Consider the following 19,768-nt stretch of genomic DNA (forward strand, 5'->3'; position numbering starts at 1 on the left):
CGCCTTGGAAAACGAAACCTATCTTGTTATAACCAATTTTCAGCTCGCGCTGGCGGCACTCCTGCTGCTGGTAAACATCGGCCTGTCTGTTGCCCTGCGCCTGGGTCTGGCCCGTGACCTGCTTATCGGAGCGGCTCGTATGACCGTCCAGCTGATTCTCATCGGCTTGATTCTGGAATGGGTTTTTCAGACCCGGCAGCCGCTGGTCATCCTCCTGATGGCGGTCATCATGGCCACTCTGGCGGGAATCGCAGCAGTTAACCGGACCAGCCGGCGGTTTCCCGGGATTTTCTGGAACAGCCTGGTCACCATCGGCACCAGCGCCTTTCTGGTAACGGGAGCGGCGATAACGGGGATCCTGAATGTCACCCCGTGGTACGATCCCCAGTACCTCATCCCCCTGCTCGGCATGGTCCTGGGCAATGCACTCACCGGCATATCCCTGGGGCTGGACCGGATGATGGAGGGATGCGTCAACAACCGGAACTGGATTGAAACCATGCTGTCACACGGGGCCAGCCGCTGGGAAGCCGCACACGAGCAGATCCGCGAGGCACTTCGCACCGGCATGATCCCGACCGTCAACGCCATGATGATCATGGGCATTGTGAGCCTTCCCGGCATGATGACCGGGCAGATTCTCGCAGGGGCGGCTCCGATGGACGCGGTTCGCTACCAGATGGTCATCATGTTCATGATTGCCGCATGCACCGCCCTGGCGACACTCGGAGTCGTACTGCTCGCCTTTCGTGTGCTGTTCTCCGAAGACCATCGGCTGCTGGAATCCAAAATCACAAAAAAGCGGTGAGACGTACGGTGCTTGTGTTGTTCACAGCAGCGGTGTACCATTCTTTGGAAACGGAAAAAGGTGTTTTCTTCGGTATTTGTCAACAGTGATAACCGTGGTGAGAACCACTACTCGTTCGGAACCCCAAGATGATTGACCAGCTCCTCGCACTCCCGGATAACCTTCCTGATACGCCCGTCGGTCAAGCCCATCTGCTCCAGCAAGTCGATCCGCTCCAGCACCTTTCGGCATAATACCACGCCTTTTTCCAGCAGAAACGTTTTCTCTTTGTTTTGCAAAGTACTCAAGCTGGTTACCGGGTGCAGCCCGGCGCGTCCGATCCGCTCCTTCAAATTGTTTTTCTCGGGATAATCCCACCCCAGCATCACCAGACCGGAGCAGGTTCCGTACTGAATCGCGTCTTTGGTAAAACGGGTATTGGTGACAATCCAGCCCTCATATTCTTCGAAACGGGTCTGTTCGTTCTCTTTTCTGCCGATGACCACATCCCGAAACCGGGAATGAATATACAGCGGCACCTTAACATCGCATTTGACCCCGGGGCGATTGTGATACTTGCACTCAACGACAATCAGTTTTCCGTTCTTACTGGCCATAACGTCAATTTCGTGGGTCACACACCGACCCGGCACGGTCACCCCTACCTCTGCGCGAAACCCCTGTTGTTCCAGGATGGCCCCCACGAACTGCTCAAAGGGGTAACCGGATGGCCCCAGTTCCATTATCGCCTTTTTCAGCTTGTAACGGGCTGCTTTGGGACGGGATTTTTTTCTGAGGATGGCGTAGGCCTTGCGATAGATTTTGCCCGTACCTATTCCGTCGTACAGCACTTCCTGCACTTCACCAACCACCTCGTCAATCTGACGCCCGGTGGCCCCCGACCGCTCCAGTGACGTGCGCAATTTTTCCTCCGAGAAAGGTACCTCCTCGCCGGATGCCTTGGTTATTTTGATGGTTTTACGAGTCATTTTATTCTGATGATTGTGCGGGTCAATCGCTTACTCCATACCGGGCTTGAGTTTTCCGAATCGAATGAATGGCCCTGCTGACCGCTCCGTTTTTTCAAAGTGAACGCTTTATTATCTTTGGCGGATGTGTATCTTTGTTTGCCATCCGGTTTGAGGCAAGGTATTAACCGGCGCCTATACTACCAAGTTTTTTCATCCGGTACAAATCGTGCAGCACGTGTTCATTACGGCCACCTAAACAATCAAGTCATAATCCCAATGGCAAGAAAAACCAAAGCCTCCATTACCATCACGGTTTTCATCCTGTTGTTCCTGCTCAACATTCTGCTGCAAATGCTGTTGTCCGGCGAACCGCTCGGAAGCTATTTTATCGAGGTATTCACTACGCCCCTTGGCTTCTTCAACCTGATTGCAGCAATCGTAGTGTGGTTTGTCAATTACTTTGTGAGTCCGCTGGCTTTCTATCTCATCGGTTTCGTGATCGCCCTCGAGTTTCTTGTGCTTCCGCTGATGGTGCGATACGGCTATCTGACCTTCAAACCGAATCTCTTCGTATCGGTTCTGGGCGCTTTCTATATCTGGCTGTTCTTTCGGATTATGGGCGTCATTTTCGGATGATGACACCCGGCCCCGGATACCCGGATTCCGGCCCGGAGCGATCGGCCTTCCAACCCGGCAGGGCCGTTTACACCGATCCGGACCGATGAAACCGGCGATTTCAGCACAGCACTCACACCAGACGAACGAACAACGTCCGCTGCTTTCGTAATCCGCCGCAGACGCTAACGGCACCGAACCATCAGCACACCAACGGCAACATGGCAAACAATCTCTGGAAAATCACCGCCCGCCCGCCGCACGACTTCTTCCTGTGCCTGGATGTCGAATCCTATTTCGACCATGAGCATCAGCCGGAAAGAATTCTGGATGAAGGATTCACCCGTCCGTTGCCACTTCCGGAGCGTGACATCCTGGTGACCATCCATTTCAACGGAAATCCGGAAAACCCGGAGTTTACCGTGAACGCGCACGATTCGCTTACTGAAACTGAGCGGGAGGCGGCCGATGACACCGTACGCCGGATTCTCGGAACCGACATCGACCTGGCACCCTTCTACGAACAAGCTGCCGACGATCCCGTCCTCGCCCCGCTGTTTCAGGAGCTTTACGGTTTAAAGCGTGTGAGTCGCGCCCATCTTTTCGAAGACGCGGTCAACCGGATTATCCGAACCCAGATCAAGCACAAACCCACCGCCAGACGCATGGTTTATGATGTGCGCAGCGCCTACGGAACACGGCTCGAAACCTCGAAGGGCATGATTCCCGCCTGGCCCCGTCCGGAGCGGCTGGTTTCGGCCGATCCGTCATCCATGATGAAACACGGCCTCTCGCGGCGGAAAGGCGAGTACCTGACCGGCCTGGCACATGAGCTGCTGCACGGGGAGCTGGCAGGCACGCATGGCAACAGCGGAGGAAGCGTACACCAGGCACTGAAGAAGCTGGAAAATATGCCGCCCGTTAAGTTTTATGAAAAAATGGTTTCCATCCGTGGAATCGGTCCCACTACCGCGCAGGATCTGATGCTGTTCCGAAACCGGTCCGACGGTGTTTTCCCTTCCAACAGGGAGCGGGGCCGGGAGAAGGCGCTTCGGAGGTGGATCATTCTATCCTATGGCGGCAACCCTGACCGATGCACCGAAGAGGCTTTTCAGGAGATGATCCGGATGTGGCAAGGGTACGAGGCGGCCGCCCTGGAATTTCTATATGTCGGATGGGTGCTTTCGGAAAAACGCAGCCTCAGCCAATGAGCTTCCTCCCGGCTTCCGGTCATGCTACCCCTGCTCCGTAAAGATCCGGGACTCGAAACCCAGTGCCTTTATATTCCTAAAGTTATGGTGGTTTTCTACTTTCGTTTTTTTTATTCTCAGTTATTGCTGTCTGTTGTCACATACGAATAACTCCATCAAGACCCAAATCCTGTAGATATGACAAAGATACTTGCACTCCTCCTATGCCTGGCTTTCACACTTTGTACGGCCGATCATTCCTATTCCCTGGCTGCAAGTGAATCCGGTAATTCGGATCACCGACTTATGAACCCGGCGCTTTCAACGTTGCCTGCCCTTCCGGGCGCCGACGATGACGATGCGTTTTTTGACGATTACACTCCCCTGCACGGTGACGGGTCACTGGTGATCGGCGCGGTTCCAATGTATTTTCACTACAACGGCTTCACCTGGTTTAACAACACCGGGTACATGGCCATACTCGGTTCGCCCAAGAACAACATCCTGATTGCCTATGGGGAGAACGACGACCTTCTCCTGGATTCGTCTCTCAAGACCGTTCGTGTAAATATCCAGGTGGGCGGAAACGCTACGCTATGGGATCGTTTTCTGCGGCTGCCGCTGGAGATTTTTATCCCGATCCAGCTAAATATGGGATACCAGTATTTGTCGCCTGATATCTCTGAAATGGATATGGGTTCTGAATACGGATTTTCCGACGACAGTATGAACTTCCTCAATGTCAATCTCGGCGCCGGGCTTGGAGCCACCTTCACCATGCCCTTGGAGTCGATACCGTTGCTCGGCACCCATCTAAGTATCGACAGCTACTTTGTCCGCAGTCCCGGTGTGATGGTTCATCTGGTAAGTGACGACTCCTCACCCTGGGGACAGGCAAACCGGGACAACGAAGTCGGTATTGCGGTTTCCAATGACTTTCTGCTTCAGGCGAGGCTCCACCGGTTTCTTGAATCCAATATCGGTCTTTCCGCCGGAGTTCGTTTCAGCGGGTTGAACTGGTCGACGGATGATTTCAATTTTGCGGATTTGATGAGCGCGTTTACCGGGGACGACGTCCCGGACAACCGGATGGACTACACCACGTTTTTTATTGGGCTGAACTGGTAAGCGAAAGCGGCTTTTTAAAAAAACGATTTACAGCGAATTCAATGCGAAAGAATCTCCGAATTCGCTGTGTAAATTCACCGTGATTCGGGGAGATTAAAAATAGACCCGCACTCCCAGTCCGCTGTTTCCTGACAGATCGGTGGAAGGTACCAGATCCATTACCGGGACGATCTCAAGAAAGAATTCAAAAGGCGCGTTTTCAAGATGATAGGCCACACCCAACGGAATTCGCACGCCGAAATGGTCGTCATCTCCGAAGCGCAGACGACCGCCCAGCCCGAAATAAAGAGGCATGGCACCTCTGTTAACGCTGATGATATCGAAACGATGTATCAGGTAATCCAGGTGCAGGTGCATCGATGCCGATCCGTCAAAAGACCAGGCCGCTCCTCCGGAAAAAGATCGGCTGTCGGCGGTCCAGTAGCCCACACTAATTCCGGTGGGCTCCCCTACGATTACGCCAAGTCCGAAGTTTCTGTCCGTCTGTTGTGCGGAGGAGATCCCCGCCGTTGCCAGGGCCAGGACGACCACAAAGAGTATCTGTTTCATGGGAATGCAATTTTCAGGATTACCGGAATTATGAGTTACGATTCAGTATCTGCCTAAAGGTATCACTTCTTCGATAATAGCAAAATGACACCGGCGATAACAGCCGCCGCGCCGCCGCCAACGTACCAGACGGAATTATCGGTAGGTGAACCGGATGCCAGAGGATGTTTTTCAACCCCGGTTGGCATCCAGATATGATCAAGCACACCCCTTTTATAGTGCCTGAAGAAACTCCTTCCACGGAGTCGCCTGCATGGTCTCGGTATCCGACCGGCCATGTGACCGGATGATCATAGCGGCTTTATCGACCTGCGACGGGTCACCAGATTCCAGAATGTCAACAACATCATAGGCGCCCTTCACACCGTAACTGTCGATCCAGCTAACATCCGGTGCCTCTTCACGGATTTTCGTCTTAACCGTTTCGGCCATTTTTCGGAAGTCTGCCGGATCTTTCAGGGCGTCGGGGGATATTTTACTCAGAATTATATAGCGTTCCATAACAGCTCTCTATTATAAATTCCAGTTCCAATTCAATGGCAATGATTCGCCACTCTCTATTTCTTTCAAACAGGTAATGCGCTGGAATCGTTTAGACCATCCAGGGGATCCCGGGGCGGGGCGGTCCGGATCATCCGTTGCCGCCCTAGCCAGGGTTGCATCATTCAACGGCATTCTTAAAAGCCCCGTGTCGGCACGTGGTGCATGTCGTCATCAGTCCGGTGAGCCGATTTTCGTTTGCTGCCGGCAGCAAACTGCCAGCTGATCGTTACCCACAAGGGAATCGTGGTCATTGAAATGTTGCCTTCAGCCCGACTCTGAAAATCGTATGCCGCAATTTCGGATCCCTGATATGTAACCGTCTTCGCGAATGGCATACCACTGGTTAATCCGGCTTTAAGGTCCTGTGTAATCGCCTTCTCCACCGAAATAAAGTAGAGCGTACCCTCATATTGCCTTTGCTGCACTCCCGACCAGGGGGTACCATGGCTGATCATGAACATTCCGGAAAATCCCCTTGGAAATGTGGCGTAGCCGGTCAACCCCAAAGCCATTTCCAGATAACGGCTCCGCATGGCCCCGTATTCGGAAGCTATCGTATTCGGAATGACATTCGCCTCATACAGTTTCAAATAGGGCTGCAAGCCGGCCTTTCCACCCAGATCAAACGCTCCTGACAGCTGGATGCCGTATTGGTGAACGGTTCCTGCATTGTAGGTCCCGGTTTCGAACAGGCCATCCCTATTCATTCGGCTGACCGGCTCAATTGCATCCGTACGCCGATGATAGAACCACTGAGCCGATGTATAACTGTTATTGAACAGTTTTGAAAACGCCAGGCCCAGATCATGTCGCTGTTCCGGAACCAGTGAGGGGTTTCCTGAGTGAACCGATAAAGGATCCATCGCAGACTCGGAGTTTGTGAGCTGGTAGATGTGCGGATACCGGACGGATTTGCGGTAGGTCAACTGCAACCGGCCTGCAAATGTTGGAAAAGAGCGGGACACCGAAAGATTTGGAAACAGGTAGGAACGGCCGGTTCGGAATTCCGGTCCGCTGACATCTGCATTAAGCCGGATGTGCTCCATCCTGACCCCGGCCTGCATGTCATACTGCATAACCTGATAGCCTATATTCAAATAACCGCTGTATGAATCCTGTTGATGAGCAAAACCCTCCGGTTCCCGATCTTCGGTACTTCGGGTCAACAAGTGTACCCCGGAGCCCAGTTGAACGGGCGCATCCGGCGACCATTCATAGTCAAGTTTCATCCTTGCCGCATGCTGTTTCGGCCGGGTCCTGTTGCGTAGCTGAAAACCTGTTGCTTCATTGGTGTAAAGCGTGCTGTTGGTCGTGGTCAGATGATAATAACTTGCGTCCAGACTCAAGATATGACCACCCTCTTCAGATGGCTTAAAACGATAGTTCATCGAGTGAAACCCGGCAAAATTTCGGTCATCATCCAGTTTGTCGGCCCGCCATAACTCCCCGCCCGAATACCTGCCTGTCAATTCCGCGCTTCCGTCCTGCTCCCACGAGTATGGATTCATCCAGCCATACACGGCAAGACGGCTTCTGTCGCTGCCCTGATAATTCATCCCGTAGTGGAAACGATGAGACCAGTTTTTCTGGCGGACATCCTGTCGTGAACTCCAGGTAGATGATCCGGAATCGTCCTGCAGAGTCCGGTCATGTGATTCAATAATGTCAAAATAGCTGAATTCACCATTATAGGATGTAAACAGGTCGATCTTGCCGGAACCATAATGAAAACTGTAGGCGGGAAACAGGTAGATTTCACTGTCAGTGGTAGGCAGTTCGATTTCCGCATGCCCGTGAACAGACCTGTCGCGATCTCTTCGTGTGACGATATGGATCACGCCGGAAGCTTCCGCCTGGTACTGTGCCGGCGGGTTTGTCATGACCTCAACTTTCTCGATCTGTCCGGCTTGAAGCTGGCTGACATACTGCCGGTCTCGCTCGATACCATCCACATATATCAACGGGTTCCGACTCCCCTCCAGGGAAATATTCTGAAGGATATCTACCTGAACACCCGGAATCAGCTTCAATATATCCGTACCGGTTGAAGACACCGTATACATTGTTTCATCCGGATAAAACGTGGTGCCACCCGCTTCGGACCTGGCACGTACCTGACGGCCGATGAACAGTATTTCATCGTGTTCCATAACCTTTTGCGATAACCGGATATCCTCCAGATCAATCACTCCGCTTTCAGGAGAAATAATTATTCGGGCAAGTGGCTGGTATCCCATGGCGCTGAATCGCAATGTGTACGTCTGCCCGGTGCATCCGGTCCCGACATCAGCACCGCCATGATATACCAGGCGAAACGAGCCATCCAGTTGACTTACCGTACCACCCAGTTGGCCGGATCCGATAGAATCCATCAGTACGACATGCGTGAAAAACAGGGGCTCGCCATTTTCGGCATCAACGACCGTTCCGGTGATCGCAAGTGGAACTCCACTGCAGGCCATCGCCATCAATCGGGCGGCCATTCCCGTGACCATAATAATAACAGCAATAGCAGTAGTAATGCCTTTTCCCGGCAGCGTTTTATAAAAACTGTGACGTTTCATGGTGATCATTCCTTTGGTGGTGAGGTGTGATTCTCTACAAGGTTTGATCAAAATCTACGTCTGAGTCCGCGCATCGGACAACCTTCCGGGACAGATCCCCTTTTTTTGACACCGGCAGTGCATTCCCGTCGTTACGGTTGTGATGAACACCACTCTTTTGTGATGAAACGACCACATCGTCATTGCCGGTCGGCTGCCAATTGTCCGATAATTCCCGTCAGCTCCTGCTGTGTTCGACCGGTTCCGGACGCTCTAATGCCCTCCCCCTATCATACACCGGTCCCAAATTGCCTGAACCGCTCACGGAACTGTTTGGTATAACTCCGTGATACCGGGATTTCTATGCCGGCACCGGAGAGGGTCAACCGAAGTCCGGTCATATTACCGGATACGTTTGTTACTTTTTTCAGATTGACGATATAAGCGCGATGGGTTCGCATGAGGCAGGGATGATCGGCAAGTTGCTCTTCCACTTTGGCGATGGGAATACGAACCATCGTTTTCTCTGCCCCGGCCTTCGTTTCCCGGTATTGCCCGGCTTTCGGGTACCGTCCCGCAGCGGGATCCCCCTCATGAGCGACAGGCGTCGTTGACCCGGTGCGCACGGAACGTCCCCCCTTTCCGGAACCCGAATCGTCACCATTTGCCTCATTCTGTCTCCGATCATAATAAAAGATCACATAATTGCCCTCGGAAACGGCATAAAGAAATTCGGAAATCGTCAATGCAAGCTCGTCTTTCTTCAGTGGGGTATGGATATGGATTGGGGGATCCGCAGGTTCCGAATCTGCCTCCGGTTCACCCGAAGCACCCGGCATCGTTTCATTTCCGAATGCCATTGACTTGCCGGGCAGCAGGCGATTCAGATGAATCAGGGAAAACAGGAAAAACGGGATACTGCCAAGCAGCACCGTACTTGTGAATGAATTGATAAAAGTCGGGAAATTCCATCGATTCGCCGGTTCCTCCAACAGAAAAGCCAGGAAATAGACACCGATCGCCATGCTGGAAAGCACGATGGCAATTGCAGCAATCTCTTTTACGATGTTCCAGTCCGATGATGCAGAAAATGACCGATGGTGCCTCAGTAACCGGATGGCCCCGTATGCAATTACCGCGCATACCAGGGAGTAGATCAGAACCGTGAATTCAACTCCCAGGTACATGCTTGCGTGTACGTTTCGCGGACTGTAGGTCAGTACAAAAACAAATACAAACAGCGCCATCAACGGCACTCCCTTCCGGGGCTCACGGATGATGTAGTTCTGCGGGAAGTACCGCTGGTACCAATACATTTTCCTCCGGGCCATAGCAGATTCTTCCATGATGGTGGTTTAATGCTAAATATCCCTCATATTTCGATTAAACTCCACTTTACAGACACAACCTTCCCGGTGGATCCGGAGGGAACCCGGCCCATGACGCAGGAACAGGATTCACTGGCTATGGCAAAACATGCAGGCCATAACAGGCATCCTCGAAGACGTCAGAATTCCACTTTATAACTCAAACTGGGCACGATAACTACATCCTTGTACATAATAATTTCATCGGACTTAAAGCTGTAGTAATCGCCGTAATATGACGGTGACCCGAAGATATTCTTCACCTGCAACGCCCAGGCACTGGAGTAGTTCCTCCGGTTCAGCCGGTACGTGACGGTCAGGTCCGCATGAAATGTGGATGGAAAACGGTCACTGAACGCACGGGTTTCGTCGTAGATTTCCCTGCGTTCGCGGATGGTTTCCTCAATATGCAACGGGCTAACCCTTTCTCCCCCGGCGAAAGTCACTCTGCCGTTCAGGCCCAGAACGCGGCTGTTCTCGCGGAAAAAGAACTCCCGGCCCGCCAGCGCGTTGAGCACATACCTTTTGTTGAACCGGGTATTGCGCCAGACCCCGTCGTCACCACGATACCTGGAATCGAACAGCGACCCGGTGATCAGATAGTAGTAATTCCGGTTCAGAAAACGCTCCAGGGTCACATCCACCCCGTAATTTCTGCCGACGCTGTTGTTCTCAAGCGGTTTGTTGAAGAACCAGTCCTGTTTGAAATTGATCAGGGAGTATGAGCTTCCGGGCTCTCCCGGCGCGTCATCGATCCATTGATAATACCCTTCCACCTTGATCCGGTAAATAGATGAAATGTTCCAGTCGTGTCCAAGCACCAGATGGTGCGCCCTTGTCAATTTCAAATCCCTGTTGGGGGTGGATGGCACTCCGTCGGTATAGATGCGCGTGAAATAGAATCGGAGCTCTTCCAGCTGGCTATGCCTTCCGTATCCCAGGCTGAGGGCATGGCGCCGGTTGATGCTCCAGCGCAGGCCGGCTCTGGGATCCACGACAAACGCGTCATTGAACGCGACATACATGGTATGGAGACCGGCGTTGAGGGTCAGCTGCTCCGACAGGGCAAAACGGGATTGCGCGAACATCTGCATCGAACTGCTGCTGCCTGACTCTCCCACCGTACTCCGAAAGGTCTCCGGCACATGGTCCATGGTACTGCCGATATCGAGGTTATAGCGCAGCTGCTTCCAAACCGCACCCGCCTTGAAGGTGTGGCGCCTGTTGAACCGGTGGTTAAGGGTAGTTCGGATGCTGATATTGCCGGAGTCGTCGTACGCGAACAGCTCGGGACGCAGCGTCAGGTCGTCATCAAACCGCAGCACTTCCATCTGATTGCGAATGCCGGTAGCCGCGACCGTCGACTCGATCCATGTCCGGTGTCCCGTAATAAACCGGTGCGTCAGGCCGACGGCTCCCATCCGGGTATCCCATTCAAACGTATTGCGATCCCATTCAGTGTCCCATGCCGTCGAATCTCTCTCCTGCGGCTGGTTCATGCTGTCCATCCCACCGATGCCCCAGACCGAGAAGGTTCCGGCTCGGCCGGTGGGGATGTTGATTTTGAAGGAGAGGTCCTGGTACCTCAGCGCCTGGTCGGTGGGAATCAGGTTGACATCGGTGAGCAGGCCGAAGGTGGAGTAGCGGTAGTTGAACAGATAGGAGGCCCGGGAATCGCTGACGAGCGGCCCTTCAGACGCAAAATCAAAGCCCAGCACACCGGCCTGGAAGGTGTATTCCCGCCGTTCGAAGTTTCCGTTTCGGAGCCGCATGTCAAATACTCCGGCTGTGGCATTTCCGTATTCCGCTGGAAAGGCACTGGTGAAAAAATCGGAGTCGGCCAACAGCTGATTGCTGAAGATGGTCACAACTCCCCCACCCGCGACATTACCCGCCGGGAAGTGATGCGGTGTGGGTATTTCGACTCCTTCGAGTCGCCACGACACCCCTTTGGGCGAATTGCCTCTGATGATGATTGCGTTGTCCTGCAGATTTCCCGTGGTAACTCCGGCAAACGCCGAAACGAGTCGGGCGGGATCATCCAGGCCGCCGGCGTATCTGCGGGTCTCCTCCACGGTAAACGATCGGGCGCTGTTGGTAGCCATGGTATTGAGCGGGATATCCTTTCGGGCCTGCGGGGTAATGGTCACTTCCTCCATTTCCGAAACCGATGGACTGAGCCCGATATTCAGGACAACCTCCCTGCCGGATGTTACCATGACATGGGGCAGCACGGCCGGTTCGTACCCCAGATAGGTAACGTGTATCGCATGGCGGCCCAGGGTCGCGTTACGGATATGAAAATCACCGTTGAGGTCTGTTGTGGCTCCGATCAGTGGGTCGGTACCCAAAATCACAACCGCGGCACCGATCAACGGGGTTCTCGTCTCACTGTCATATACACTCCCCTTGATGGTTTGCCGAATTTGCTGTGCTTCAGCAGGGGATATCGCGGTTCCCAGCAACAGAAAAGCAGCCATAATGCCGCACAATCGCCAAGCCATGGTATTATTCCTCCCGTCTATTGATGAGGGCAACGCTCATCAGTCTAATGCCCGAATCGGGTATTTTTATATTGTGATTAAGGTGAAAGATACGCTAAAAAGAGATGTAAACGCTCACGGATTTGGTACTCGAAGCGGACATTTCCGTGTTGAAGATGTGACGTAATCAGGACTTCGTAAGTTGCACGCTTTTTCTATAACTTTGCGGGTATGGAACTTACCGCATATCTGACCGCAATCACAGGCTTCTTTGTAATCATCGACCCCGTTGGAGCCGCTCTCATCTTCCATTCCCTGGTTCCGGAAGACGAACTACGGTACCGCAGGTATATGGCTTTCAAATCCGTTATCATCTCCATCCTGCTGCTCATCTTCTTCGGGTTTTACGGCGAGGCGCTGCTGCAACTGCTGGGGATCAATATCAACTCTATGCGCATCGCAGGCGGACTCCTGCTGTTTTACACGGCTTTTAACATGGTCACACGCGGGGCCAAATTGTCACGGGCTTCCGAAAAAACCGATATCTCCGTCTTTCCCATGACCATACCGCTCATGGCCGGACCCGGCGCGCTCACCCTTGCGATTCTCCTTTTTTCCGGCTCAACCGATACCGCTCACCATGTCGCCATCGTGGCTGCGATTCTCACCATCGCGCTGCTGACGCTTGTCCTGATGCTGCTCTCGCGTCACCTCCGTAAACTCGTCGGCCATACCGGCGACGAAATCATCCGGAGGTTTCTCGGTGTGATTCTCGCCGCTCTTTCCATTCAGTTCATCTATGATGGAATCTCCAATATGGTATCTTAACACCATTCAGGACCACCCCCCTTACCGAACCCGAAACGTTCATTCAAACGAGACCCATGCCTCTGTTCTTTAAAACACGCACAACCGATCCTGCTCCGGCTGTTGGTAATGAGCACGATCCGGATGCCGGCCTCGCCATTGAGGCCCACGGCCTGGAGAAAAAGTTCGGCGCCACACTCGCCGTTGACGGAGTCGACCTGCGGGTTCCCCGGGGGATGGTGTACGGCTTTCTCGGTCCGAACGGCGCCGGCAAGACCACGACCATTCGCATGCTGGCCACCCTGCTCCCGCCGGATGGCGGCACTGCCCGTGTCTTCGGGCACGATATCGTCAAGGATGCCGGCCTTGTGCGTGAAAAAATCAGCCTTACCGGACAGTTTGCCTCTGTGGATGGCGACCTGACCGGCACCGAAAACCTGAAGCTCATCGCACGACTGCTTGGATTCAGTCGCAGGGAAGCCACCCGTCGCGCCGCCGAATTGCTGGATGTGTTTGACCTGACGGATGCCGCCGGAAAGCAGGTGAAAAAGTATTCGGGTGGAATGCGTCGACGGATCGATATAGCCGCCAGTATCGTCTGTGTACCGGATTTGCTTTTCCTGGATGAGCCCACCACCGGACTCGATCCCCGAAGCCGGAACCAGGTCTGGGAAATCGTCCGCCTGCTGGTGAAAAACGGCACCACGGTTCTGCTTACCACCCAGCATCTGGACGAAGCGGATCAGCTTGCAGACCGTATCGCGGTTATCGACAAGGGAAAAATCATTGCGGAAGGCACCGCTCACGAGCTTAAAGCCTCCGTTGGCTCAGGCAGCCTCCACGTTCGGCTACTGAATGCGGGGCAGCGTCCGATGGCCGAACGTATTTTGGCCGATCACCTGAAAACCGAAATACGGACCGAGCCCGATCCCGCCGCACTTTCCGCCAGGGTAACGGACAACGGCCGGGTCGCCGCCGCGCTCGGGGAGCTGGCCGGGGCACAGATCGGCATCGCCGATTTCTCACTGGGGCAGCCCAGCCTGGACGAAGTGTTTTTAAAACTTACCGGCGCACCGGCACAACATGAACACAACGACACCTCCCATGCATGAAATAACTCCCGGACCCGATCACCAGGCCGTCAATGTGGCCCTGATCACCCGCCGAAAACCGGACGGGGCCAATGCCCTTTCCGCTTCCGTAACGTTCGGATGGAGAGCGATGCTGAAAATCAAGCATGTTCCGGAACAGCTGTTTGATGTAACCGCCTTTCCAATCATGTTCATCCTGATGTTCACATACCTTTTCGGGGGCGCCATTGCCGGATCCACCGGTGCCTACCTGCAATACCTGCTTCCCGGAATTATGGCGCAGACGGTGGTGATGCTCTCGATGTATACCGGACTTGCCCTCAACAATGACATCCGAAAGGGGATTTTTGACCGGTTCCGCTCGCTTCCCGTATGGCAGCCGGCCGTACTGACCGGCGCCCTGCTCGGCGACGCCCTGCGCTATACGATCGCTTCCCTCATGGTGGTTGTGATCGGTTTCATGCTTGGCTTCCGGCCGGAAGGCGGTGCGATCGGCATGGTTATGGCCATCCTCCTGCTGTTGGTATTTACCTTCAGTTTTTCGTGGATATGGACGGCCATCGGCATCGTGGTGCGGTCGCAGGAATCGCTTTACACCCTCAGCTTCATCGTCCTGTTTCCCCTGACATTCATCAGCAACGTGTTCGTCCACCCGGAGACCATGCCCCCCTGGCTGCAGTCCTTTGTTGATGTCAACCCCATCAGCATACTGGTTACAGCCATGCGTGGCTTCATCCACGGAAATATTGTTATCGCGGACGTGATTGCGGTTCTGCTGATATCCGCATTGCTCGTTGCAATTTTCGGGCCTGTTACCATGTACCTGTTCCGGCGTCAAAAGTGAGATATTGCCATGCGCGCATGGGCCATGCCATAGGCCGCCAGTGATGCCGGCAACGCGCCCGTCAGAACCGTGACAACGAACAACAGCGAGTGGTGTGGGAGCTGAAGCGCTTCCGCCATACGCGGCAACAGAACCGGGGATGTGACAACCGTAATGTAGAGGGCTGTTACCGCCCAGACCAGGCCGACGGATACAAAAACCACGGCGAATGTCCGTGCCGGCGACTCCATGCTCACCCAGCCGGCAACCAGACCTGCGACGACCACGATCCACCATGGGAATACCAGTGGCAGCAGAAACGCGCTCAGGCCAATCAGAATAATGAGGTAACGGGTTTTCATCGTGAACAGGAATTTGGAAAGGTGTATTATGTGCCACCGAGGCCGTTTGTATGAGGCCTGTCTTTATGCTCACCGTTCACACGGCTTTTTTCTTTGGTGTTGATGTCTCCTTGCATCCGAATGGATGTATCCACCCGGGGTTTCTGGTTGAATGACATGGCGAACTCACGGCCTTAAGGTGATCCTTGAAACCTCCTGTTCCCCGGCTTCTTCCGGAGAACGCCAGAAGTTCAGCTCATAGAGTGTCCCGTCGGGCCAGTCGTCGTAATGCGAATCGTAATTGGGATTTCCGGGGTTGCCGGATTGGCCGCCCGAATAACTGCCGAACGCCTTCATCACGGGTCCCGTTTCGACCACCATTCTCATCGACGGGGCAAACCGGTTGTGTGCCGCGTTAATCGCATGGAAGGTCCCGGGCATGGCAACATCATCTCTTCCGAATCCCGGAATAAACGCAAGATGGCCGGCGGTGAACACTCTGGTTTTCCGGTACTCCCAGCCGGCCGGATCCGTCCCGTGCTCTTCAATAAAGGCATCAAAGGCCTGGTTGAATGTGTTATTGACGGTTTCGGAGACATCCACCGGGAACTGCTCGCGGGGTAGTTCGTTGAGCTGCCATGCGAGCTGACCGAGATTGGGGCGCAGAAAGTTGTATTCCGCCTGTTCCAGCGGATCAATGGCCGGGGCCCACAACGCCGACCGCAGATCGAGCATCCACTGTTCAAAAAAGCCGGCGGCGCGGCTGTCGAGGCTGAAGCGGAAATCCCAGGCCTCCAGGTAATCCGTCATTCGCCGTTGAGCTTCGGTCATGCCGGAGCGGTCGAGACAGGGCAGCACTGGTGTCAGGATATACCGGGAGAGCAGCGAGTAGTCATCCGTCATCATATTCTGAAAATCGGCGGGTGTGATATCTGCAATTTGTTCAAGAAGCTGCCGGACCCGGTTCGGGCGGGAAAAGTCGGCGTAGTACAAACCGAGATAGTAAGGATACTCTTCCGTTGCGGGCACCTGGTTGGTATTCACGATATATCCGTTGCCCGGGTTCACGCTTCGGGGCAGGTGTTCAAAGGGGATGAAGGCATCCCAGTCGTAGGCGGGGTCGCTGCCGTCGCTGATGTACCGGCCCTGTCCGGGAAACCTGACCGGCAGCCGTCCGTAGTGGCCTCCGGAAATATTTCCATCACGGTCTGCGTAAAGAAAATTGAGATTTATATTCTCGAAATGCCGAACCCCCTCCTCAAACGACTCGAGTCCGGTACCGCGGTTGATCAGATACATACTTTTCAGCGGGTTGGCCGGGGTGTGCGCAATCCACTGAATGGCATGGCCTGACGGAAACTGACGCAGCGGAAACTGGTTCTCCATCACCCGACCGCTCTCAGCCTGTACGACCGGGCCGTGATGGGTGTAGAGGATGGTATCCCTAACCGTCTCACCGCCCTTCACACGAATCTCCTCCACCCTGCGCCTGACCGGCTTCCACTCGCCGTCATGCAGATACTCCGTTTTGTGCTCATCCCTGAACTGGATTTCATACACATCCAGGGAGGCGGAAGTACCGGAGGTGATCCCCCAGGCATAGTGTTCGTTGAAACCGATGGTGATGGCCTGTGTTCCGGGGATGCTGTACCCGTAGGTATTGACCCCTTCGCTGTTGAGATGGATTTCATACCAGATGGAGGGAAACGTGATGGAGAGATGGGGATCGTTGGCAAGGATGGGATATCCGCTTGCTGTGCGGGTTCCGTCAACTACCCAGGCGTTACTTCCGGCACCCGGCGGCACATCCGGCAATGGCAGGTCGCGGGTAACGCGTGGGATGAACTCTGTTTGGGGCGGATCTTTTCGGATGGGATCAGTTGGCATGGTGGTGCCATCCGGAATCATGGGTTCGGCCCATGGCAGACGTTCCGGAAAAAGCAGACGGTACGTTTGTTTGTCCAGCATCGCCCGCATGTTACTTTGGGCATGAGCGTGACTGACGGCGGTAAGCGGAACCGCGATGTTCATCACCATCAACGCGCTGTGCAGCGGTTCATAATTCTGCGGCGACCCGCCCAGAATTTTATACTCCACAGGATAATCGGCAGGACGCAGCTGATCGATCCAGGCATTGACCCCGTCCGCGTAGGCCTGAAGCAGATCATAATACTCCGGTTCCTGTTTCATAAACTCCAGCTGGTTTTCCGCGCCGTACAGCATACCCAGGCGCCGCTGCCCGCGGTCATACTCCAGGGTAACGTCGCCCAATACTTCCGAGAGCGTACCGGCAGCGGCACGAGTCTGAAACTCTATCTGCCACAGTCGGTCACGCGCCGTTACATACCCCTGCGCAAAATAGAGGTCGTGGTCGTTCGCGGCAAAAATATGGGGGACGAGGCGCTGATCATAGATCACGGTCACTTCATCGTGCAGCAGATCCGATTCCACAACCAGTACGGGCGGTTCTCCCCGCTCCATATTCTGCCAAAAACCGGTGAACGGATTCAGCAACGGGCCCATGGCAGGGATGGTACCATGCCGTGTTGAGGCCGCCCATGTGATCAGCAGTGCCAGCCCCAGGGAGATACCAATTTTTACCGCTCTGAGCATTGCGCGATTTTTAGATGGAATTTTGGATGAATGTTGCAAAAGAAGAATCTACCCATACCCCCGGCAAATGACAAACACAACTATTTGTTATCACTGAATTTTACTCCGGTTTTTTCTCCTGCCTGACCGATGTCCTCAGTACTCCTCTCTGAATCCAGTGAAAATCCGATGCTAGCGGATACGGTGGGGGTTCTCTGGTGATGAATGGGCGACTGGTGATTGGCAACATGAGAAAAACTGAAAAATGGTTGACGTTGATCAGCATGGGCCGGAAGCTTGTGTGTTAATATTTAGTTAGCTGGCGTAAACTGAAGCCTTATTGCAAAGCGTTACCCGAGTACGTACATTGAGTCAATAATTACAATTTACTCTTTTAGCCATGGGACAAAGTCGTTTGGATAGAATTACCAGAAACTCGGATATCTGCCACGGAAAGCCTACTATTCGTGGCTTACGCTATCCGGTCGACACCATGCTGGACCTTTTAGCTTCAGGAATGAGTATCGATCAAATACTGGAAGACTATCCCGACCTGGAACGCGATGACCTTTTAGCTTGCCTTGAGTACGCTTCTAAAGTTGCCAGAACTAAAACTTCTCAAAAAATAGTTCTGTGAAGGTCATCGTTGATGCACAGTTGCCCAAACGATTATCCGACTTGTTAGGTACAAAACAAGTCGATTCCAAGCATACTCTTGAGCTACCCAGAAAAAATGTTACACCTGATCAAGAAATAATACGCTTAGCCGACCAAGAAAAGCGCATTGTAATTACCAAGGACAGTGATTTCATTGAGAATTACATTTTCAAAGGTCAACCTGAAAAACTGCTCATTGTATCTACCGGTAATATCGACAATTCGCAACTTCTCGATCTATTTGAGAAGAACATTGACACTCTGATTTCGCTTTTTGAACAACATTCAGTGATCGAGATCAATGAAATTGAAATCAGCGTTCATTATTGAATCATCCGCCATCTAACATACGCATCAACCGGGCGTGTGGGGCGTTCCCGCCCCATTATAACCGGCTGTCCACTCCGGTTATGCGGCTGCCGTTATATCAGTTTTTCTAATTCTAACACCATTTTTTAGGCGTAGTGTAATTTCTATGTGTTATTAGTATAGGAATTGCAATACGTTTTTTGAGGCTCAGTCATTGGTGATGATTATGAAAAATCATAAGTACTTTATGATAATTCTGATTGCTCTACTACAGGGATGCAATCTATTTGACACGAAAAGTTCATATCCTGAAACGGGCATCGCTGATGACGGACTTTTAATCAATTTTCGAGAGCTCCATAAAGATTACGAAGGTTCTGATCCCGAACTTTATTTGGAAATGCAAACCAATAAATTTCTGGAATGTGCCAATTACTTCATTGATTACCAGAAAACATTTAAGGACACATCTATTGACATACGTTTGCTAGGGATAGATATCGGACCTGTTTGCCTAACAGCTTTTGGGCCTGCCTATGTTTACACACCTTTTTCGGATGTTGAAGGTAAAATCGAACTGATGATTCGGGATGGCGATCTCAGGGATCGATTTGAGATTGATGTCACCCGCAAAAAGGTGGATATTACCCCCATTGACGCCTCTTTTACCGAAACCAACTATACACGTTATTATCGTAAACCGGAAAATTCGTTTCATTTTTATTGTCAAACCCAGGACAATATGACTCATTTATGCCAGGATTTTCACGACTTGGTGGTGAATGAGCTTGAGATAATGGAATTTGAGTTTCCGAATGACGGGCATAATCCTTATATCAGTGAACACGTTGACACACAAAGATTTAGGGTTTCCCGATTCTATACCTATAACATGGTTGATGAATTTCACAGAGCAGGAGACTTGCTAGAGTCATTTACTCACGAAAGAATCGGGGATACTCAAGGTAATTT

General features: G+C 52.9%; 17 protein-coding genes. 9 read left to right on the forward strand and 8 right to left on the reverse strand.

Annotated elements, in window-relative coordinates:
• Positions 1–4 precede the first annotated feature (4 nt).
• The gene (fetB, locus tag QA596_04330) at positions 5–808 is read left to right on the forward strand and encodes an iron export ABC transporter permease subunit FetB (protein MDG5766684.1); all 804 of its coding nucleotides are present in this window, start codon (positions 5–7) and stop codon (positions 806–808) included.
• A 107-nt stretch (positions 809–915) separates the two neighbouring features.
• Here the strand turns inward: fetB and QA596_04335 are convergent, their stop codons facing one another.
• A complete protein-coding gene (locus QA596_04335) occupies positions 916–1,776 on the reverse strand; it encodes a restriction endonuclease (GenBank protein ID MDG5766685.1) in 861 nt (286 codons plus the stop codon).
• Between the two features lie 258 nt (positions 1,777–2,034).
• Here QA596_04335 and QA596_04340 point away from each other — a divergent pair, with 258 nt between their 5' ends.
• The 3 genes from QA596_04340 (at position 2,035) to QA596_04350 (ending at position 4,691) form a co-directional block, all read left to right on the forward strand.
• The gene (locus QA596_04340) at positions 2,035–2,394 is read left to right on the forward strand and encodes a hypothetical protein (protein ID MDG5766686.1); all 360 of its coding nucleotides are present in this window, start codon (positions 2,035–2,037) and stop codon (positions 2,392–2,394) included.
• A 200-nt stretch (positions 2,395–2,594) separates the two neighbouring features.
• Positions 2,595–3,584: a hypothetical protein gene (locus QA596_04345; GenBank protein ID MDG5766687.1), complete on the forward strand. Its 990-nt coding sequence runs from the start codon at positions 2,595–2,597 to the stop codon at positions 3,582–3,584.
• Positions 3,585–3,869: 285 nt separating this feature from the next.
• Entirely contained in the window at positions 3,870–4,691 is an 822-nt protein-coding gene (locus QA596_04350; protein MDG5766688.1) for a hypothetical protein, read from the forward strand.
• 93 nt (positions 4,692–4,784) lie between these two features.
• Here the strand turns inward: QA596_04350 and QA596_04355 are convergent, their stop codons facing one another.
• From QA596_04355 to QA596_04375, 5 genes are all read right to left on the reverse strand, one after another.
• The gene (locus QA596_04355) at positions 4,785–5,240 is read right to left on the reverse strand and encodes a hypothetical protein (GenBank protein ID MDG5766689.1); all 456 of its coding nucleotides are present in this window, start codon (positions 5,238–5,240) and stop codon (positions 4,785–4,787) included.
• A gap of 213 nt (positions 5,241–5,453) precedes the next feature.
• Positions 5,454–5,741, reverse strand: a complete 288-nt coding sequence (locus QA596_04360; GenBank protein ID MDG5766690.1) for a GYD domain-containing protein — start codon at positions 5,739–5,741, stop codon at positions 5,454–5,456.
• Positions 5,742–5,917: 176 nt separating this feature from the next.
• A complete protein-coding gene (locus QA596_04365) occupies positions 5,918–8,347 on the reverse strand; it encodes a TonB-dependent receptor (GenBank protein ID MDG5766691.1) in 2,430 nt (809 codons plus the stop codon).
• Positions 8,348–8,616: 269 nt separating this feature from the next.
• Positions 8,617–9,672 carry a LytTR family DNA-binding domain-containing protein gene (locus QA596_04370; protein MDG5766692.1) on the reverse strand — a complete coding sequence of 352 codons (1,056 nt, stop codon included), beginning with the start codon at positions 9,670–9,672 and terminating at the stop codon, positions 8,617–8,619.
• A 161-nt stretch (positions 9,673–9,833) separates the two neighbouring features.
• Positions 9,834–12,173: a TonB-dependent receptor gene (locus QA596_04375; GenBank protein MDG5766693.1), complete on the reverse strand. Its 2,340-nt coding sequence runs from the start codon at positions 12,171–12,173 to the stop codon at positions 9,834–9,836.
• Between the two features lie 234 nt (positions 12,174–12,407).
• Here QA596_04375 and QA596_04380 point away from each other — a divergent pair, with 234 nt between their 5' ends.
• From QA596_04380 to QA596_04390, 3 genes are read left to right on the forward strand one after another with little or no spacing between them, the layout of a single operon-like run.
• On the forward strand, positions 12,408–13,004 hold the full coding sequence (locus tag QA596_04380; protein MDG5766694.1) for a MarC family protein: 597 nt from the start codon (positions 12,408–12,410) through the stop codon (positions 13,002–13,004).
• 56 nt (positions 13,005–13,060) lie between these two features.
• Positions 13,061–14,095 carry an ATP-binding cassette domain-containing protein gene (locus QA596_04385; protein ID MDG5766695.1) on the forward strand — a complete coding sequence of 345 codons (1,035 nt, stop codon included), beginning with the start codon at positions 13,061–13,063 and terminating at the stop codon, positions 14,093–14,095.
• Positions 14,067–14,918: an ABC transporter permease gene (locus QA596_04390; GenBank protein MDG5766696.1), complete on the forward strand. Its 852-nt coding sequence runs from the start codon at positions 14,067–14,069 to the stop codon at positions 14,916–14,918. The genes QA596_04385 and QA596_04390 overlap by 29 nt, the downstream gene beginning before the upstream one ends.
• On the opposite strand, the gene QA596_04395 is transcribed toward QA596_04390, so the two are convergent.
• Together QA596_04395 and QA596_04400 are read right to left on the reverse strand one after the other, a co-directional pair.
• A complete protein-coding gene (locus tag QA596_04395; GenBank protein MDG5766697.1) occupies positions 14,909–15,259 on the reverse strand; it encodes a hypothetical protein in 351 nt (116 codons plus the stop codon). The genes QA596_04390 and QA596_04395 overlap by 10 nt on opposite strands.
• Positions 15,260–15,424: 165 nt before the next feature.
• Positions 15,425–17,851 carry a penicillin acylase family protein gene (locus QA596_04400; protein MDG5766698.1) on the reverse strand — a complete coding sequence of 809 codons (2,427 nt, stop codon included), beginning with the start codon at positions 17,849–17,851 and terminating at the stop codon, positions 15,425–15,427.
• Positions 17,852–18,463: 612 nt separating this feature from the next.
• Here QA596_04400 and QA596_04405 point away from each other — a divergent pair.
• Positions 18,464–18,817 carry a DUF5615 family PIN-like protein gene (locus QA596_04405; GenBank protein MDG5766699.1) on the forward strand — a complete coding sequence of 118 codons (354 nt, stop codon included), beginning with the start codon at positions 18,464–18,466 and terminating at the stop codon, positions 18,815–18,817.
• Positions 18,818–19,043: 226 nt separating this feature from the next.
• The coding region (locus tag QA596_04410; protein MDG5766700.1) for a hypothetical protein at positions 19,044–19,768 on the forward strand (725 nt) is incomplete at its 3' end.

The organism is Balneolales bacterium ANBcel1, assembly GCA_029688905.1.
Classification (GTDB): domain Bacteria; phylum Bacteroidota; class Rhodothermia; order Balneolales; family Natronogracilivirgulaceae; genus SLLW01.

Bases quoted from the DNA above. Each gene is read 5' to 3' on its own strand.
- QA596_04345 (MDG5766687.1), top strand. From the start codon at position 2,595: ATGGCAAACAATCTCTGGAAAATCACCGCCCGCCCGCCGCACGACTTC.
- QA596_04395 (MDG5766697.1), bottom strand. From the start codon at position 15,259: ATGAAAACCCGTTACCTCATTATTCTGATTGGCCTGAGCGCGTTTCTG.
- QA596_04380 (MDG5766694.1), top strand. From the start codon at position 12,408: ATGGAACTTACCGCATATCTGACCGCAATCACAGGCTTCTTTGTAATC.
- QA596_04375 (MDG5766693.1), bottom strand. From the start codon at position 12,173: ATGGCTGCTTTTCTGTTGCTGGGAACCGCGATATCCCCTGCTGAAGCA.
- QA596_04360 (MDG5766690.1), bottom strand. From the start codon at position 5,741: ATGGAACGCTATATAATTCTGAGTAAAATATCCCCCGACGCCCTGAAA.
- QA596_04365 (MDG5766691.1), bottom strand. From the start codon at position 8,347: ATGAAACGTCACAGTTTTTATAAAACGCTGCCGGGAAAAGGCATTACT.
- QA596_04390 (MDG5766696.1), top strand. From the start codon at position 14,067: ATGAACACAACGACACCTCCCATGCATGAAATAACTCCCGGACCCGAT.
- QA596_04335 (MDG5766685.1), bottom strand. From the start codon at position 1,776: ATGACTCGTAAAACCATCAAAATAACCAAGGCATCCGGCGAGGAGGTA.
- QA596_04385 (MDG5766695.1), top strand. From the start codon at position 13,061: ATGCCTCTGTTCTTTAAAACACGCACAACCGATCCTGCTCCGGCTGTT.
- QA596_04340 (MDG5766686.1), top strand. From the start codon at position 2,035: ATGGCAAGAAAAACCAAAGCCTCCATTACCATCACGGTTTTCATCCTG.
- QA596_04355 (MDG5766689.1), bottom strand. From the start codon at position 5,240: ATGAAACAGATACTCTTTGTGGTCGTCCTGGCCCTGGCAACGGCGGGG.
- QA596_04370 (MDG5766692.1), bottom strand. From the start codon at position 9,672: ATGGAAGAATCTGCTATGGCCCGGAGGAAAATGTATTGGTACCAGCGG.
- QA596_04350 (MDG5766688.1), top strand. From the start codon at position 3,870: ATGAACCCGGCGCTTTCAACGTTGCCTGCCCTTCCGGGCGCCGACGAT.
- QA596_04400 (MDG5766698.1), bottom strand. From the start codon at position 17,851: ATGCTCAGAGCGGTAAAAATTGGTATCTCCCTGGGGCTGGCACTGCTG.